This is a genomic window from Moorena sp. SIO4G3, assembly GCF_010692305.1.
Taxonomy (GTDB): Bacteria; Cyanobacteriota; Cyanobacteriia; order Cyanobacteriales; family Coleofasciculaceae; genus Moorena; species Moorena producens_A.
The window spans coordinates 20,768-38,621 of sequence record NZ_JAAHIG010000050.1; the positions used below are offsets into that span (position 1 = coordinate 20,768).

The 17,854-nt window shown below is 43.4% G+C and carries 16 protein-coding genes; 12 read left to right on the forward strand and 4 right to left on the reverse strand.

The features are described 5' to 3' along the window. Window positions 1–595 precede the first annotated feature (595 nt). The 10 genes from F6J99_RS12220 (at window position 596) to F6J99_RS12265 (ending at window position 11,722) form a co-directional block, all read left to right on the forward strand. On the forward strand, window positions 596–2,077 hold the full coding sequence (locus tag F6J99_RS12220) for a pre-peptidase C-terminal domain-containing protein (protein WP_293113148.1): 1,482 nt from the start codon (window positions 596–598) through the stop codon (window positions 2,075–2,077). A gap of 453 nt (window positions 2,078–2,530) precedes the next feature. After that, the gene (locus F6J99_RS12225) at window positions 2,531–4,012 is read left to right on the forward strand and encodes a zinc-dependent metalloprotease family protein (protein ID WP_293113149.1); all 1,482 of its coding nucleotides are present in this window, start codon (window positions 2,531–2,533) and stop codon (window positions 4,010–4,012) included. Then, window positions 4,002–4,181, forward strand: a complete 180-nt coding sequence (locus F6J99_RS12230) for a hypothetical protein (protein WP_293113150.1) — start codon at window positions 4,002–4,004, stop codon at window positions 4,179–4,181. Before F6J99_RS12225 ends, F6J99_RS12230 begins: the two co-directional genes overlap by 11 nt. A gap of 20 nt (window positions 4,182–4,201) precedes the next feature. Further along, window positions 4,202–5,506, forward strand: coding sequence for a pitrilysin family protein (locus tag F6J99_RS12235; RefSeq protein ID WP_293113151.1), 1,305 nt, complete (start codon window positions 4,202–4,204; stop codon window positions 5,504–5,506). Window positions 5,507–5,967: 461 nt separating this feature from the next. Continuing rightward, on the forward strand, window positions 5,968–6,852 hold the full coding sequence (locus F6J99_RS12240) for a fructosamine kinase family protein (RefSeq protein ID WP_293113152.1): 885 nt from the start codon (window positions 5,968–5,970) through the stop codon (window positions 6,850–6,852). 344 nt (window positions 6,853–7,196) lie between these two features. After that, on the forward strand, window positions 7,197–7,331 hold the full coding sequence (locus F6J99_RS12245) for a hypothetical protein (protein ID WP_293112531.1): 135 nt from the start codon (window positions 7,197–7,199) through the stop codon (window positions 7,329–7,331). A gap of 142 nt (window positions 7,332–7,473) precedes the next feature. Beyond that, window positions 7,474–7,602, forward strand: a complete 129-nt coding sequence (locus F6J99_RS12250) for a hypothetical protein (protein ID WP_293113153.1) — start codon at window positions 7,474–7,476, stop codon at window positions 7,600–7,602. A 133-nt stretch (window positions 7,603–7,735) separates the two neighbouring features. Next, on the forward strand, window positions 7,736–8,776 hold the full coding sequence (locus tag F6J99_RS12255; protein WP_293113154.1) for an amino acid ABC transporter substrate-binding protein: 1,041 nt from the start codon (window positions 7,736–7,738) through the stop codon (window positions 8,774–8,776). A 513-nt stretch (window positions 8,777–9,289) separates the two neighbouring features. Further along, a complete protein-coding gene (locus F6J99_RS12260; protein ID WP_293113155.1) occupies window positions 9,290–10,462 on the forward strand; it encodes an ABC transporter permease subunit in 1,173 nt (390 codons plus the stop codon). A gap of 42 nt (window positions 10,463–10,504) precedes the next feature. Then, window positions 10,505–11,722, forward strand: coding sequence for an amino acid ABC transporter permease (locus F6J99_RS12265; RefSeq protein ID WP_293113156.1), 1,218 nt, complete (start codon window positions 10,505–10,507; stop codon window positions 11,720–11,722). A gap of 25 nt (window positions 11,723–11,747) precedes the next feature. Here the strand turns inward: F6J99_RS12265 and F6J99_RS12270 are convergent, their stop codons facing one another. After that, a complete protein-coding gene (locus tag F6J99_RS12270; RefSeq protein WP_293113157.1) occupies window positions 11,748–11,888 on the reverse strand; it encodes a hypothetical protein in 141 nt (46 codons plus the stop codon). 169 nt (window positions 11,889–12,057) lie between these two features. On the opposite strand from F6J99_RS12270, the gene F6J99_RS12275 reads away from it, so the two are divergent. Further along, window positions 12,058–12,849, forward strand: a complete 792-nt coding sequence (locus F6J99_RS12275; protein WP_293113158.1) for an amino acid ABC transporter ATP-binding protein — start codon at window positions 12,058–12,060, stop codon at window positions 12,847–12,849. A 75-nt stretch (window positions 12,850–12,924) separates the two neighbouring features. On the opposite strand, the gene ribD is transcribed toward F6J99_RS12275, so the two are convergent. The 3 genes from ribD to tnpA all read right to left on the reverse strand — a co-directional run bounded on the left by ribD (window position 12,925) and on the right by tnpA (window position 16,872). Continuing rightward, on the reverse strand, window positions 12,925–14,046 hold the full coding sequence (gene ribD / locus F6J99_RS12280; RefSeq protein WP_293113159.1) for a bifunctional diaminohydroxyphosphoribosylaminopyrimidine deaminase/5-amino-6-(5-phosphoribosylamino)uracil reductase RibD: 1,122 nt from the start codon (window positions 14,044–14,046) through the stop codon (window positions 12,925–12,927). Window positions 14,047–14,207: 161 nt separating this feature from the next. Then, a complete protein-coding gene (locus tag F6J99_RS12285; RefSeq protein ID WP_365973173.1) occupies window positions 14,208–16,262 on the reverse strand; it encodes a serine/threonine-protein kinase in 2,055 nt (684 codons plus the stop codon). A 205-nt stretch (window positions 16,263–16,467) separates the two neighbouring features. Further along, the gene (gene tnpA / locus F6J99_RS12290; RefSeq protein ID WP_293103815.1) at window positions 16,468–16,872 is read right to left on the reverse strand and encodes an IS200/IS605 family transposase; all 405 of its coding nucleotides are present in this window, start codon (window positions 16,870–16,872) and stop codon (window positions 16,468–16,470) included. Between the two features lie 40 nt (window positions 16,873–16,912). On the opposite strand from tnpA, the gene F6J99_RS12295 reads away from it, so the two are divergent. Next, window positions 16,913–17,737 carry a transposase gene (locus F6J99_RS12295; protein WP_293113161.1) on the forward strand — a complete coding sequence of 275 codons (825 nt, stop codon included), beginning with the start codon at window positions 16,913–16,915 and terminating at the stop codon, window positions 17,735–17,737. Window positions 17,738–17,854 lie beyond the last annotated feature (117 nt).

Below are 17,854 nucleotides of genomic sequence, written 5' to 3' on the forward strand. Positions count from 1 at the left end.
AGTGGGGGAAACCCCCGCAGGTCGGCGCTGCATCGCTTATTCAAAAGCTGTTCGGTGTAGCTTGATCAACCCCCCATAAACTGATAGCTGATACGCGACACGCTGATAGCTGAATGCTTACGTATTTCGTAAGACTTTTTATTACTGAAACCAATTAAAAATAATCTACAGATCACCATTTATTAGTTTATCTGTAGATTATTTTTATAACCTAATAAATATGCCATAAACAAATATTAATTTAATCATTTTATACTATTAGGTTTGCAATCTTTAAAGCTAATTTATAAAGTAAATATTAAGAGATAAAATCCCTTGACAGATATGGATTTCATGGAACAGGGGTTCCCTAAGAGCACTAATCGATCGATGAAAGCATTGCAGCGCCAGGGTTATAGCTTAGTTTATCAATCAGATATGACAACGGTGATAATTAAGCTAATTTTGTTCAAAATTAAGAGCTGATAAACTTTGCTTACAAATATTACAAAACTAGGTTTGGTTGATTACTGTGTAAATGTAGTTAAGCGCAACAAAAAATTTTTTTTTGGGCTAATTTACATTGCTTTTCACAGAAAAAAAACAGGAGTAAATCATGGGTACTTTCGAGGATTTAGGCACTTTCACGGGTAATTCCATCATCCGCAATGGGGACCTTAGAATCTTAGACCGCAGTGATGTGTATAAGTTTAGCCTCTCAAACAACGGTCAAATTAACCTAAATCTAAACAATATCAGTGCCGGTGATGATGCTAACCTCAGACTCTATCAGGACACTAACAACAATGGCATCTTGGACTTTGGCGACCAAAATGTCGCTAGATCTTTACAAAGTGGCAATGCTGACGATGTGATCAACTACACTGCTACCAGTGGCACTTACTTTGCCCAGGTAATACGCTACGCTCCTGGTAGCAATGGTATTGTTTCCTATGATTTAGAGTTGTCTGGAAGTACTACTACTACTGGAACTGGAACTACCCCAACTAGCAAACCAAATACCTATCAGCCCTTTAACCCCAACGAAGTTTTTTCCCTAAATAGCAACCCAGACGCAGACCACATTATCTACCTTGACTTTAATGGTCACACCACCACAGGTACTGACTGGAACGATGACTACGGAAATCCTATTGTAACCCCTGCCTATGACACGGATGGGGATACTTCAAATTTCTCCACTGCTGAGAAAGAGACGATTTGGCACATTTGGCAACGGGTGGCAGAAGACTTTAGTCCCTTTAATGTCAATGTGACTACTGCCCAATCTTCCGAGGACCAACTCAAAAAAACTAGCGGTAGTGATTCCCAATGGGGCATTCGCGTTGTGATTGGCGGAGATGGTTCTTGGTATAATAAACCAGGTGCCGTTGGTGTCGCTTATATTGATTCATTCAACGACGACATTGATACCCCCACCTTTGTTTTTTCAGAAATGTATAACGGCAGTGAGAAAGGGGTGGCTGAGACCATTAGCCATGAGGTAGGTCATACCTTGGGTGTTGAACATGACGGTAATTTCACCACCGAGTATTACACTGGTCATGGCAGCGGCCCAACAGGATGGGCTCCTATCATGGGGAATAGTGATTTCAAGGACTTAACTCAGTGGAGCCAAGGTGACTATATCGGTGCCAGCAACCAAGAAGATGACCTAGACATCATCACTGGGCAAAATGGTTTTGGCTATCGCCAGGACGATTATAGTAACTGGCGAACCGGTGCAGCAGCGCTATCCATCAATGATGGTCAGGTGGAAAATTATGGCATCATTGAAAAAAATAACGACATTGACTGGTTTCAGTTCAATTCAACAACGGGCAACATAGCCCTAGATATTGAGCCTTTTGAGCGAGGAGCTAATTTAGACATTCTGGCTAGGCTATATGATGCTTCTGGTCAACTGATTAGCTTCTCTAATCCCATCGGTTCTCTGTCTGCTAGCTTTAATGTTGACCTCGATCCAGGACAGTACTATCTAAGCGTTGAGGGTATTGGTGAAAGAAACGTAATTACTGGCGGATATAGTGATTACGGCAGCTTAGGACAATACTCTATTACTGGCACGATTGCTTAGATCCTGCAATATTTATCATTAGAAACGTTCCTAAAAATATTCCAATATCGAAGCTTATGTTGAGGATGTATAGTAATCCATAAGCGTTAAGTTATAGCTAATTTATAGTAAATATTCATCGCTCAAATCCCTTGACAGATATGGATTTCATGGAACAGGTCTCAAACTAGACCGAATTCCTGAAATCCTTCCAGTGTCATGGTTATAGCTTACTTTACCAATCAGCTCTGACAACTGTGATCATTAAGCTAATTTCGTTACGGTGCGCTTTACCCGTAATTAAATTCGCCACGGGTCGCACCGCTAAAATTAAGAGCTGATAAACTTGGCTTACAAATATTACAAAATTTAGGTGTGGTTTATTAAGCTGTAGATGTAGTAAAGCTCAAAAAAAATCAAGTTTTTGGGCTAATTTCTATTTCTTTTCACAGAGAAAAAAGTCAGGAGTGAATCATGGGTATTTTCGAGGATTTAGGCACTTTCACCAGCAATTTCATCAGCCGCAATGGGGAGCTTAGGCTCTTAGACCGCAGTGATGTGTTTAAGTTTAGGGTCTCAAACAACGGTCAAATTAAGCTAAATTTATACCAGATCAGTGCCGGTGATGATGCTAACCTCAGACTCTATTGGGACACTAAGAATAATGGCATCTTGGACTTTGGCGACCAAAACGTGGCTAGGTCTTTAGAGGGTAGCAAAGCTAAGAATGTGATCAACAACAGTGCTACCAATGGCACTTACTTTGCCGAGGTAAGACCCTACGCTCTTGGTAGCAATGGCATTGTTTCCGATGATTTAGAGTTACCTGAAAGTACTACCACTATTGGAATTGCTGCAACTACCAAACCAAATACCTATCAGCCCTTGAGCCCGAACCAAGTCTTTTCCCTCAACAGCAATCCAGACGCAGACCACATTATCTACCTTGACTTTGATGGTCAAACTACCACAAATACCCTATGGAACCAGAAGTTCGGGAGTCCCATTGTGACCCCTGCCTATGACACGGATGGGAATACTTCAAATTTTTCCACTGCTGAGACACAGACCATTTGGCGCATTTGGCAACGGGTGGCAGAAGACTTTAGTCCCTTTAATGTCAATGTAACTACTGCCCAACCTTCCGATGACCAACTCAAAAAAACCAGCGCTAGTGATTCCCAATGGGGGATTCGCGTTGTGATTGGGGGAGATGGTTCTTGGTATCAAAAAGGTACCGGTGGTTTGGCTTATATGGATTCATTCAACTGGAACACTGATACCCCCGTTTTTATTTTTTCAGAGAATCGCGCTGGAGGTAGTGAGAAAGCGGTGGCTGAAGCTATTAGCCATGAAGTAGGTCATAGCTTGGGTCTGACACATGACGGTAATTTAACCAACCACTATTACACTGGTCATGACAATGGCAATGTCGAAACAGGGTGGGCTCCTATTATGGGAGAGGGCAACGATAAAAATCTAACTCAATGGAGCAAAGGTGAGTATACCGGTGCCAGCAACCAAGAAGATGACCTAGACATCATCACTGGGCAAAATGGTTTTGGCTATCGCCTGGACGATTATGGTAACAGTCGAACCAGTGCAGCAGCGCTATCTTTCAATGGTGGTCAGGTAGAAACTTATGGCATCATTGAACAAAATAACGACATTGACTGGTTCCAGTTCAATTCAACAACGGGCAACATAGCCCTAGATATTAAGCCTTTTGAGCGAGGACCTAATTTAGACATTCTGGCTAAACTATATAATGCTTCTGGTCAACTGATTAGCGTCTCTAATCCTATCGGTTCTCTGTCTGCTAGCTTTAATCTTGACCTCAATCCAGGACAGTACTATCTAAGCATTGATGGTACGGGTCTTGGAAACTTAGCTACCGGATATAGTGATTACGGCAGCTTAGGACAATACTCTATTACTGGCGGCGTTGCTGAATAATGGAATGATTTTAATGGAGATGGGAAGTGTGGTGTTATCGTGGCTAATCCCGATTCCCGTTCCCCTCCTGGGAGGGGTTAGGGGTGGGTTCCGATTCCCGATTCCCGATTCCCGATTCCCTTTGCTATATCAAAAACCCTATATCAAACCGAAAGATTACCATGAATAAATAGTGTAGTGATTAATTTAATGACTTCCAGTTTGCTCAATACTCCCTCCCTGAATGCTCCGACTGTTGAGAAGCTACCGAATGGGTTAACCATTGTGGCGGAGCAGATGCCGGTTGAAGCTGTCAATCTGAATGTTTGGATTAATGTGGGTTCCGCAGTGGAATCAGATCAGATTAATGGTATGGCTCATTTTCTGGAGCATATGGTGTTTAAGGGCACACCAAAATTGCAAAGTGGTGAGTTTGAGCGGCTGATTGAGCAACGGGGTGCGGTAACCAATGCGGCTACAAGTCAGGATTACACTCACTATTACATCACTACAGCTCCTAAAGATTTTGCCCAGCTGGCACCATTACAGCTGGAGGTGGTACTCAATCCTAGTATTCCTGATCATGGCTTTGAAAAGGAGCGAATGGTAGTTTTGGAAGAAATTCGCCGTTCCCAGGATAATCCCCGCCGCCGCACCCATAGGTGGGCAATGGAAACTACCTTTGATCAGTTACCCTATCGACGTCCTGTGCTTGGACCTGCCTCGGTGATTGAACAACTCCAGCCTCAGCAGATGCGTGACTTTCACGGTAGTTGGTATCAACCAGGGTCTATGACTGCCGCAGTGGTGGGGAATTTGCCAGTGACTGAATTAATTGAAATTGTCAGCAATGGATTTACTCAAGCACAGCCAAGGGCAATAGAACATAGAACAAACCTTCCCCCTGAACCAGCTTTCGAGAAGATTGTCCGTCGGGAGTATGTGGATGAATCTTTACAACAAGCGCGGCTGGTGATGGTGTGGCGGGTCCCTGGTATACCTGAGTTGAAGGAAACCTATGCTTTGGATGTGCTAGCAGGAATTTTAGGACGAGGTCGTATGTCCAGGTTGTTTAGGGATTTGCGAGAAGAACGGCAACTGGTTACTCAAATTGGGGTTAGTAATATCACTCAGCGGCTGCAAGGGGTGTTTTACATTTCTGCTAAACTCCCAGCTGAGAATTTGGCAGAAGTGGAAAATGCGATCGCAAACCATATCCATCGCTGTCAGACAGAATTGGTATCAGACTCAGAGATTGCTCGGATTCGTACCAAAGTGGCCAATCAGTTTATCTTTAGTAATGAGAAACCAAGCGCTCGCACCAGTTTATATGGTTACTATTACTCCCAAGTCGGGGATTTAGAACCAGCACTGAATTACCCTAGTCATATTAAATCAGTTACTGCTGTTGATATCCAAAAGGCTGCACAGCAGTATCTGTCTCCCCATGGGTATGGTATTTTGATCGCAAAGGGAACAGGGAACGGGGAACAGGGAATCGGGAGTAGGGAGTAGGGAGTAGGGAATCGGGGATCGGAACCCACCCCTAACCCCTCCCAGGAGGGGAACGGGAATCGGGAGTCGGGAGTCGGGAAAAAATTCTGTGTACCTCATAGCTATGATCAACGCTATGGTGGTTAGTTGATTTTGATACCAAGTTGCGGTCAAACGTACAACTTTCTCTTGCGCCTATCTCCCTATCTCCCTATCTCCCTATCTCCCTATCTCCCTATCTCCCTATCCAAGCAATGTACTTTCTTTGAATGCAACTCGGTATGAGTTGCTTTTACAGTCAACCGTCAACGGTCAACACATTCCTTTTTTGCTGAATTGTTGGTGAATTCAAAATTATCTATAGCATTTATCCTACTATCCTACTTATAAGGTATAGTCAATTTTATTCCTCCTACTCCCTACTCCCTACTCCCTATTCCCTACTCCCTACTCCCTACTCCCTACTCCCTACTCCCTCTAAAATGTGGAAAGAAATTGCTGACCAGATCAGCCAAGTCACCGGTGAAACCTTTGAGATTAACCAGCGCCAATCTGTTGGTGGTGGTTGTATTAATCAGGGTTATGCTCTGGTCGGTAAGACTAATAAGTATTTTGTTAAACTCAATTCTGCCTCTCAAGTCTATATGTTTGAGGCCGAAGCCCTGGGTCTCAAGCAGATGGTGGCAACTCAGACTATCCGAATCCCCAAAGCAATTTGCTATGGCACTGCCGTCGATTGTTCTTATATTGTCTTGGAGTGGCTAGACCTTGGTGGTGGTAACAGTACCGAGTCTTGGGTAAAAATGGGACATCAGTTAGCAGCCATGCATCAGGCTAGTCCCCCCCAAGGTTCAACCGAGATGGGAAAGTTTGGTTGGAATCAAAATAATACGATTGGTTCGACACCACAAGTGAATCAATGGATGTCGGATTGGGTAGAGTTTTTTGTAGAGTATCGCCTGGGTTATCAGTTTCAGCTAGCACGGCGTCGCAGTGGTCATTTCCCGAAACAAAACCAATTACTGGCAGAAGTTCCTAAATTACTGGATCATCAGCCTCAACCTTCCTTAGTACATGGTGATTTATGGGGTGGTAATGCGGCTATTACCATGGCGGGAGAACCAGTAATTTTTGACCCAGCTACTTATGTAGGCGATCGCGAAGTTGATATTGCTATGACCGAATTGTTTGGTGGTTTCCCAGCAGCATTTTATCGAGGCTATAACGAGGTGTGGCCCTTAGAGCAAGGTTACAAACGGCGGAAAAACCTCTATAACCTTTACCACATCCTCAATCACTTTAATCTGTTTGGTAGTGGTTATGAATCCCAAGCTAACCGGATGATTGATCAGATTTTGAGAGATTAATTCAGCTTGGAATAGGGAACAGGGAACAGCGGATCTGGGAACAGGGGATATCGGAACAGAAATCAGGTTTCCAGCTTTTTAATAAGAGCAATAATCATTCGACTCTCTTCTCGAAGCAAAGAACTAAGAGGATATCTCCCAAGTTTTTTGATACTGAACTTTGCCCCCCTAGCCCCCCAATTCTGGGGGGAACAAGAATCCATTTATTGCTAAAAGTCCCCCAAAATTGGGGGATTTAGGGGGCTTGAATGTAGCAAATGATACTTCTCAGACAACCTCTAATCAAGTCTAGATCTTTTTGATTAGATAATCCTACTCTTTGAGATATAGCGTTTCTAGGACTCATGAGGTACACATTATTTTTCACCTCTTCCCTCTTCCCTCTTCCCTCTTCCCTCTTACTTCTTACCTCTTCCCTGCTCCCTGCTCCCTGCTCCCTGCTCCCTAAAAACCAGAAATTTGTACCTCACAAGTCGTAGAATTGCTATAAAAGTTTATAACTACAATAACTAAATTTCCCTGGTCTAAAGTTCCCGACAACTGCGCTGAAGTCTACTGTAATTACCCATTAGCAGCCGACGGATAGGATAGCCATCCGTGTCGGAATTATGAGAATTTTTGATGCCATATTCCCGACTCCCGACTCCCGACTACCGACTCCCTCGGTGCGCTTTCCGTAGGCGAATTAAATTCGCCACGGGTCGCACCGCTCCCGACTCCCGACTCCCGACTCCCTGTTCCCTTTGCTAGATAAGTAATCTAGCCCCATAAGTAATCTAACCAACTTGATCTAAAATGCAAGCAAGCTTAAGCAGCGGAAGCTCATGTCAGCTGATCGCGTGAGGCCGTTGTCTATCTAAAAAACAAGACCAAGAAAAAACTTATGCCTAAATGGAGTTCTCTGGTACTAGCCACTCTAGTATTAGTTGCACCCTTAACAGCCTGTGAAGGAGGTGGGACAAGCGCTACACAAAGCCGCTTAGATATAGTCAAGAGCCGTGGCAAGCTGATTTGTGGTGTTGACGGTGGCATTCCCGGATTTAGCTTTGTGGATGGGAGCGGTAACTACTCCGGGCTAGATGTGGATGTCTGTAAAGCAGTTGCTGCTGCTTTGTTTGATGACCCAGGAGCAGTAGAGTACCGTAACCTTGACTCCACGGAGCGATTTCCCGCCGTCCGGAATGGTGAAGTGGATATGCTCTCGCGCAATACCACCTGGACTCTTAGCCGAGATAGCTCTACCAATAATTTAGAATTTGCCCCTACTACCTTTTATGATGGTCAGGGCATGATGGTGCGCAAAAACAGTGGGATTAAGACACTGAAAGATTTTAAAGGCAAATCCGTCTGTGTGGAAACTGGAACCACTACTGAGTTGAATTTAACCGACAAGATGCGAGAAGCAGGTGTCGAATTTGAGCCCGTGGTATTTCAGAAAGCAGACCCTGCCTATACTGCCTATGACGAAGAACGTTGTGACGGCATGACTTCTGATAAATCCCAACTACTGGCCAAACGTAGCACTCTGCCTAAACCTGATGATCATATACTCCTAGATGTTACCATGTCCAAGGAACCCTTGGGACCAGTAACTATTAATAATGACTCTGCTTGGTTTGATGTCGTCAAGTGGGTTACCTTCGCCTTGATTGAAGCCGAAGAGTTAGGCATTACTAAGGCGAATGTGGCACAAATGAGCAACAGTCCTAACCCGACTGTTAAACGCTTCCTGGGTGTTGAAGGTGACTTAGGCAAAGGTCTCGGTTTAGAAAACGATTTTGCAGCGCGAGTGATTAAGCACGTCGGTAACTACGGCGAAGTCTATGACCGGAACTTGGGTAAAAGTTCTCAGTTCAAACTCAATCGGGGTCTCAATGACCTCTGGACTCGTGGGGGTATTTTGTATTCTCCACCCTTCCGTTAAGGGATTGTTAACTGTTTCAGGTTGAACGCGCACGCGTGGCCTTTTGGCCAAGGTTGAAGGTTGAAGGTTGATTGGTTGAAGGTTGATTGGTTGAAGGTTGATTGGTTGAAGGTTGCAGGTTGAATGTTGAAAGTTGACTGTTAACGGTAAACCTAAAACCTAAGAGGATGTTTGAGAAGTACCAAATGTTTGGCATCAGCCACGATTATCCCCCAAATCTGGGAGACTTTGAGCCAACTTCCCCCCGGGGGGCTAGGGGTAAATTTATAGTAGCATCCAACACTTTTAAAACAGCCTCTAAAATCTAAAACCTAAAAGCTGTAACCAACCTTAAAGCTGCAACATTCAACCAACCAACCTTAAACCTGCAACCTGCAACCAACCAACCTTAAACCTGCAACCTTAAACATTAAACCTTCAACCTTCAACCAACCAACCAACCTTAAACCTGCAACCTTAAACATTAAACCTTCAACCTTCAACCAACCAACCTTCAACCTAAACAACTAACCAATGACAAGCAATATAGGTCAAAAGCCTCCTTTGTGGCGGGATGACCGATTTTGGCGCATTGCCATACAAGTCCTATTTGTGCTGGTGGTGATTGCGGTCGTGGCATGGCTAGGCACCAACTTAAGCCGAAATATTCAGCGACAAGCGATTAAATTGGGGTTTGATTTTCTCCAAGATCAAGCCAAATTTGGTATTGGCGATACTCCCATTCCCTACAAAGCCACTGACCCCTATAGCTATGCTTTATTGATCGGACTGGCTAATTCATTGCGGGTGATGGTGTTTGGGATTATCCTGACAACTATTGTTGGTATTACCGCCGGGATAGCTAGTTTTTCTGACAATTGGCTAGTGAGTAAGCTGAGTCTGCTTTATGTGGAAATAGTGCGCAATACACCACTGCTGCTGCAATTACTATTTTGGTACTTTGGTGTTTTCTTCCAACTGCCAAAACTGTCGGAAAAAATTCAGTTACCTGGGTCGATATTTTTGAGCAAGCGGGGAATTTATATTCCTTGGCCTCCCTTCACCACCCAGCTGTTTTTGTGGTTGGTGGTTTTGCTAGTCGGTGCGATCGCAGCAGTTTTAATCTGGCAGTGGCGCACTAAAGTGATGGTAGAACAAGCACAATCCGGTCAGCCGCAGTTAATTGCTTTAATTGCGATCGCAATTGCTGCTGTCTTAATTATCATCATCGGTTTTAGTTGGCAAAGACCCCAAGAAGTTATCGACACAGGTAATATTGAAGGCGGACTCCGGCTAACTATTGAGTTCTGTGCCTTACTAGCTGGTCTAGTCTTTTACACAGGTGCGTTTATCGCGGAAATTGTCCGATCTGGAATAGAGTCAGTACAGAAAGGACAGTGGGAAGCAGCAAGATCTTTGGGACTTAAGTCAGGCTTAGCTATGCGGTTAGTGATTTTTCCCCAAGCCTTGCGGGTGATTATCCCTTCCCTAAACAGCCAATATATGAACCTAGCCAAAAACTCCAGTTTAGCATCTGCGATTGGCTACCCAGATATCTACTCCATTGCTCAAACCACCTTCAACCAAGCCGGTCATGAAATAGAAATAATCGTAGTGATCATACCCCTGACCTATCTAACCATTAACCTGATCATTTCTTTCGTGATGAACCTGTTGAATCGGACAGTTCAATTGCCGGAAAGATAATTGGTTAACTTAATTGGTTAACTATTGACTTATAACTAGATAATGACTACTGTTAATTCTCAACCTCCTGAACTAGCACCACCTCCTGAACTACAGGTTAATCCAGTTACCTGGATAAAGAAAAATTTATTTAGTACTTGGTATAATAGCCTATTAACGGTTAGTGTTTTATGGTTTATATTCGTAACTGTTAAAGGCTTGATAACATGGGCAACCACTGAAGCCCAGTGGGATGTTATTACAGATAACTTTCGTCTGTTTTTTGTAGGAACCTATCCCGCCACCGAAAACTGGCGTCCATGGTTGATTCTGGGGATTATTGTCTTCCTATCCGGGATAACTTGGGGAGTTTTAGCAAGAAATATTCCCACTCTATTTAGTCGCAATGTGTTAATAGCTCTAGTGATCAGTGGTGCTATATTAGTGCTATTTCCAGTAGCAATTCCCTATCGGTTATTGCTGTTAGGAATAGTAGTCTTACTGGTAGCTAGTGCTTGGGGAGGACAACAGGTTGCTAAGACTCAACCAAAACTGGGGAATTGGTTACCTTTAGCTTGGTTTATTGCTTTATTAATCTTCCTGTGGCTTCTGGGAGGAGGACTCGGATTAAAACAGGTATCCACTAATCAATGGGGAGGTTTGCTTCTTAATGTCTTAGCCGCAGTGGTCAGTATTTTAATCTGTTTTCCCCTAGGTGTATTACTAGCCCTAGGACGACAAAGTACTTTACCAGTTGTGCGCGGCTTCTCTATCCTTTACATTGAACTAATCCGAGGACTACCGCTGATTGCGATTTTGTTCATGGGACAAGTAATTATCCCACTATTTCTACCACCAGGAATGCGACCAGACCGGGTGTTACGGGCAATAATCGGTCTGACTTTATTTAGTGCTGCTTACTTAGCCGAAAATGTGCGAGGAGGACTGCAATCTATACCTACGGGTCAAATCGAAGCTGCTAAAGCATTGGGTTTAAATACTCCCCTATCCGTAGGGCTGATTGTTTTACCTCAAGCACTCAAAGCTGTTATTCCTGCTATTGTCGGTCAGTTTATTAGTCTGTTTCAAGACACAACTCTCCTATTTGTTGTAGGTCTAGTGGAGTTGCTTGGTATCGGTGATTCTATCTTTGCCCAAGCCAAATTTCAAACCCCCTATCAAGAAGTTTACCTATTCGACGGACTCCTATTCTGGTTATTTTGTTACGCCATGTCCACAGCAAGCCGACGTCTAGAAAAACAATTAAATGTAGACCATTGAATCTAGATTATAGCAATTATCATAGCTATGAGGTACACAATTTATGGATTTTAGGGAACAGGGAATAGGGAATAGGGAATAGGGAATAGGGAATAGGGAACAGGGAATAGGGAACAGGGAATAGGAAATAGCCCTGCGCTGCATCAAGACGGGGAATCAACGTCAAAGAAGAAAATACCTCATAACTGCGATAAACGCTATATAACCTTAAACCTGTAACCTTAAACCTTTAACCTTAAACCTTAAACCTTCAACCTTTAACCTTCAACCTGTAACCTTAAACCTGTAACCTTTAACCTTTAACCCAATCTAACCTTACTCAAGGGAAAAGAATCATGACCAATCAACAACCAATCACTGCTTCTCAAGACCCAGTGAATCCCGGAGATACCGAATCCATGATCATCGCTCAAGATGTTCATAAGTGGTACACCAGCAACCAATTTCATGTTCTGCGTGGTGTCAGTCTAGAAGTCAAGAAAAAAGAAGTAGTGGTGATAATGGGGCCTAGTGGGTCTGGAAAATCTACGTTTATTCGGACATTTAATGCTTTAGAAGACTATCAAAAAGGAAAAATTGTTATTGATAGCATTGAACTCTCCCATGATTTGCGAAACATTGATACCATTCGCAAAGAAGTTGGGATGGTGTTCCAACAATTTAACTTATTTCCTCACCTGACTGTGCTGCAAAATGTCACCCTTGCTCCGATTTGGGTGCGCCGCTGGAAAAAGGCAAAAGCTGAAGAAATTGCCATGCAGCTGTTAGAAAAAGTCGGTATTCTCGAACAAGCCAAGAAGTATCCCGGTCAACTGTCAGGGGGACAACAGCAACGGGTAGCTATTGCCCGTGCTTTGGCAATGCAGCCTAAAATAATGTTATTTGATGAGCCTACCTCAGCTCTCGACCCAGAGATGGTGCGAGAGGTACTCGATACCATGCGATCGCTTGCTGATTCTGGGATGACTATGGTTTGCGTTACCCACGAGGTAGGTTTTGCTAGAGAAGTTGCAGACCGAGTGGTATTAATGGCTGATGGGAAGTTGGTGGAAGAAAGTACACCCCAGGAATTTTTCAACAATCCTCAACATGAACGTACTAAGCAGTTTTTATCTCAAATTTTATAAATATAGCAAAATGTTTTACCTCTTGCCTCTTGCCTCTTGCCTCTTGCCTTTTTCCTGCTCCCTACTCCCTACTCCCTACTCCCTCTTAGAAGGTATATAACCTTCCACTACATAATCAGATCCTATCTGACGCCAACTGACTCGTTCTAAGGTTAGAGCATCAGTCATGAGTGTCAAGCCCAAATCTCCTACTGGTGAGGGACCACCTTGACCACCGATGATTTTTGGAGCAATAAAGGCTACGATTTTTTGGACTGCACCATCTGCGATCGCATTTGCAGCTAAGATACCACCACATTCCCATAACACACTGGAAAGCTGCCTGTCATATAAATATGCCATGACTTGAGAAGGCGTCAGAGGATTCAATACCACCACCTCTACACCCTGGTTGACCAGATGTTGATATAAATCTCCCTCAGTTCCGACCTCTGTAAACACCAACGTAGGGACATGATCCGTTTGCCAAACACGAGCATCTCTGGGTAAGTCGAGGGTGCGACTCATGATCACCCGTAGGGGATTCGGTAGGTTTGGATTGTGACTAGTCAAGTTGGGGTTATCCTGACGCACCGTATTACCGCCCACAATCACTGCATCGCAAGCTGAACGCATTTGATGCACCCAACTGCGGGACTTTTCCCCTGTAATCCATTTGCTGTGACCACTGGTAGCAGCAATTTTGCCATCTAAAGTCATAGCATACTTGAGAATTCCCAATGGACGCTGGTAAAGAATGCGATGAATAAAGCCTTCATTGAGCTGACGGCAAGCAGCCTCTTCCACACCTACCACCACTTCAATTCCAGCCGCCCTTAACCGTTCAATACCTTTTCCAGATACCCGTGGATCAGGGTCCACCATCCCCACCACTACTTTAGCCACTCCAGCCTTAATTAACGCTTCTGTACAAGGAGGGGTTCTACCATAGTGATTGCAGGGTTCCAGATTCACGTAAACCGTTGCGCCCTGGGCATTTTCCCCAGCCTCTGAGAGGGCAAACACTTCCGCGTGGGGTTGACCAGCAGCGGGATGAAACCCTTCCCCAACAATTTCCCCATTGCGGACAATTACACAACCCACTAAAGGGTTGGGTGTAGTACGTCCCTGGGCTCGCCGTGCTAGTTGGATACACCGCTGTATCATGGCTTGCGCTAAGGGAGTTTCAGGAAAAGATGTCACAGGAGAGTTGTCCATTTGTCTATTACTATTCCTCTGTTAGTATTCGTTTGTTACTATTGAGAGTTTTTTTTTAATCATTAATGAAATCCCTTAGCATTTAATTAACTTTAAATCTAAACTCTAAACGTCATAAAATTTAAATTGTTCACCAATAGCTCATAATAATCACTTAAAAACTAATGAATTAACTGTGGCAAATTCCACAGTTTTATAATTTTTTTACCACCACTAGTAGCAATTGTATGACAATCAGGACTAATCGCAAAATAGTCAATTGGATTTGGAAAACCATTTAGGGTGTAGATTAGTTTTTCATTAGCAAAATCCCACACTTTTATCGTTTTATCTGCACTTCCACTGAACAACTTCTTACAATTAGCACCGATAGCTAGTTCTTCCACATAATTGGTATGATCAGTTAGACTATTGACTTCTTCTCCAGTATCTAGATTCCAGACTTTGATAGTATTGTCAGCACTAGCACTAAACAATCGTTGTCCATCCGGACTTATGGCTAGAGAATTAACATAGCTATCATGACCTTTTAGAGTGTCGATTTCTTCCCCAGTGTTGATATCCCAAATTTTAATTGTCTTATCAGCACTAGCACTAAATAGTTCTTGATCATTCTGACTAATTAATAAAAAGTTAATTGAACTTTGATGACCTTGGATAGTGCGGATTTCTTCTCCCGTGTTGATATCCCAAATCTTAATCGTCTTATCGGCACTAGCACTAAACAATCGTTGTCCATCCGGACTAACCGCTAGATGATTAATATAACTCTTATGACCTTGGAGAGTGCGGAGTTCTTCTCCCGTGTTGATATCCCAAATTTTAATCGTCTTATCGGCACTAGCACTAAATAAGTGTTGTCCATCGGGACTAATAGCTAGATAATTAACAAAGCTATTATGACCTTGGAGAGTGTAGATTTCTTCTGCCGTGTTGATATTCCAAATTTTAATCGTCTTATCGGCGCTCCCACTAACTAATAATTCGCCATCTTGACTAATGACTAGGTAATTAACCCAACTTGAATGAGCAGTGAAGGTCTTAGTGTTAACTACAGATAATTCTTGAGCAGATATCTCTTGATATTTTCTAAGGGAAGGATTATAGGATTGATACAATAGCCAACCACCAGCACCAAATAATCCAAGCACCAAAGTCAATATTCCTCCTAACCACCCTCTTCTTCTTGGGGTTTTGACAACTTCCGTTTCTATAGAAATATTGGGTTGAGATTTAGTTTTCAAGCTTTGGTTGGTGGTACTCGCTTTTATTAGATTAGTATTAGCCTGTGAAATACTAATAAAAGATGAAATATTAGCGATATCATTTAAAATTTGCTGAGTTTTCTGAGGTCGAGCTGCTGCCGTTCGTGCCATCAAACTATCAATAAATTCGGCTAGCTGCTCAGATATTTGAGGAGCATGATCACGCCAATGAAATTGATCATTTAACGGATCATAAACACTCTGATCCGTGACTGATTTCCCAGTTAGTAAATAAACAAAGGTTCGCCCCAGAGCATAAAAATCGGACTGTGGGACTGCATACCCTTTTTCTTGCTCTGGGGGAGTATAGCCATGGGAACTAATCTTGGTCACACTGCCTCCACCACCAATTTCCGCTAGGTAGGTATAGGTCAACTCTCTAGCGGTGCCAAAGTCAATCAATACCAATTGCCCATTGGCACGGAGCATGATGTTTTCTGGCTTGATATCGCGATGGAAATAGTTTTCTTGGTGAACAAGATGCAAAATCTCTACTATCTGCTTTAACCATTTAAGGGCTTGCGGTTCTAGAATTGGGTGATTGCCCTGTTGCCTCATCCACTGCTTCAAGTTAAGTCCATCAATTTTCTCCATGATGATGCAATGCAGCGGCTCCTTACTCTGTCTAGGAAAAAACTGAAAGTAGCCCTCTGGATCGATTTGAGGGATACCGGGATGAGTCAGCTTGCTCAATACAGCTGCCTCTTGGCGAAATAGTTCAATAATTCTGGATTTCGAGTTGTGCTCTGGCTTAAGCACTTTTAAAATTTTTGGTACTGCCCCGTTGTAAGCTTCGTAAACCTTACCAAAGCCACTTTGGTCACTTAACAGGCGCATCACCCGATAGCGACCTTGTAATAACAAATCTGAGCCACAATGGCGACAAACGAGATTCGTCATGTTCCCTGGGTCATCTGGTTGAAGGCACAGGGGATTGATACAGTAGCTCATGCCTAGCTACAAAGAGATAGTGGTCTTATCCCAATATTAGGATGGGGGTTTTGAATTAATCTACTCAAAGCAATATTTTCGCTCATTACGCCCCTAGTAGCTCAACAGCAGGATTAAACAGATCAATATATAGGTTTTTATAGAGTCAGCTAGCAAGCAAAACTACCCACATTCATGGGGGAGATGTAGCCAGCGGTAGGAGCTTTTAAGCTCCGTGATGCTCTCTGTGATTCTCAATATAACGCCTAACTGTTTCAGAGCTGACGTTACCGGCAGTACTGACAAAATAACTTCGAGTCCAAAGGGAAGGGAGTCTAAGCAGGATTGGAAACTCTTGTCTGAGATATCTTGATGACCTTCCCTTAACTCGATGTACTACGTCTTTGGCAGATAGGCAAGGGTAGGCATTAACAAACAGATGAACGTGGTCAGGCTGGATTTCAAGGCTGATTAACTTGCAGTCGAGGTCTACCAAAACTTCCCAGATGATTTCCCTTAACCGCTTCTCAATGTTGTCCACAAGTACCTTCTTTCGTCGCTTGGTAATCCAAACGATGTGGTAGTTAACCAGACTCACTGAATGTCTGTCATGCCTGTATTGTTGACCCATTAATCGGCTAGAGTGTAGATATAAATATTATATCAACATAATGAAAGGTTGTCAGCAAAATCTAATCAACAACCCAGAAGTGTTGCCAGTTCTAGAGTTCATCTGCTCCGAGTCCAACAAATTAACCAACTGCGGCATCTATCATGCTAGACAGTTGTTTTTCAAGACCAAGCGCTTCATCAATAAGTTTGAACTGAACTATGAGATGAAAACAACCAAGAACCCGCACTACCAGTTCATGCACTCCCAGGCAGCACAGCAAGCCCTGATCAGTGTCGCTGAATCCTTCCGGTCATTCGTAGGATTGCTCAAGGCGTACAGAGAGAATAAAATTGATAAACCCCCACAGTTGCCTAAGTACCGAACCAAAGGTGGGCTGGAAGTTGTCAGCTATCCTAAGCAAGCACTGAAACTGACTGACCAAGCAATCAGGATTCCTCTAGGAAAGCGAGTTAAAGCCTGTTTCGGAATGCAGTATTTCTATCTGCCAATGCCAGCCAACTTAGAATTCAAGGAAATCAGAGAACTCCGGATATTACCCAGGAACGGATGCTACTATGCAGAGTTCGTCTACAACACAGAAGAAATTCAGGCAGATCTTGATGTTGATAACTGTTTAGGGATTGACGCGGGTGTAGACAACTGGTTAACCTGTGTCTCGAATCTGGGTGATAGTTTCATCATCAATGGTCGAAAGTTGAAATCTCAGAATCGTTGGTACAACAAAGAAGTAGCTCGGTTAAAGACTGGTCAACCGCAAGATTTCTGGAGTCCCCGGTTAGCTGCTATCACTGAGAAGCGGAACCGACAGATGAGAGATTCCAGGAACAAGACCGCAAGACTATTGCTGAACTATATCGGGTAGGTCGGCGGGGTCACCCCCGCTTCGCCCCCTAAGCACCGTGCGAACAAGTCTCCAAGTACACGGCGCACCTAATCCCTTTAGAACTCGTTATTCTTTCAACCGTTTTTTCCTTGATTT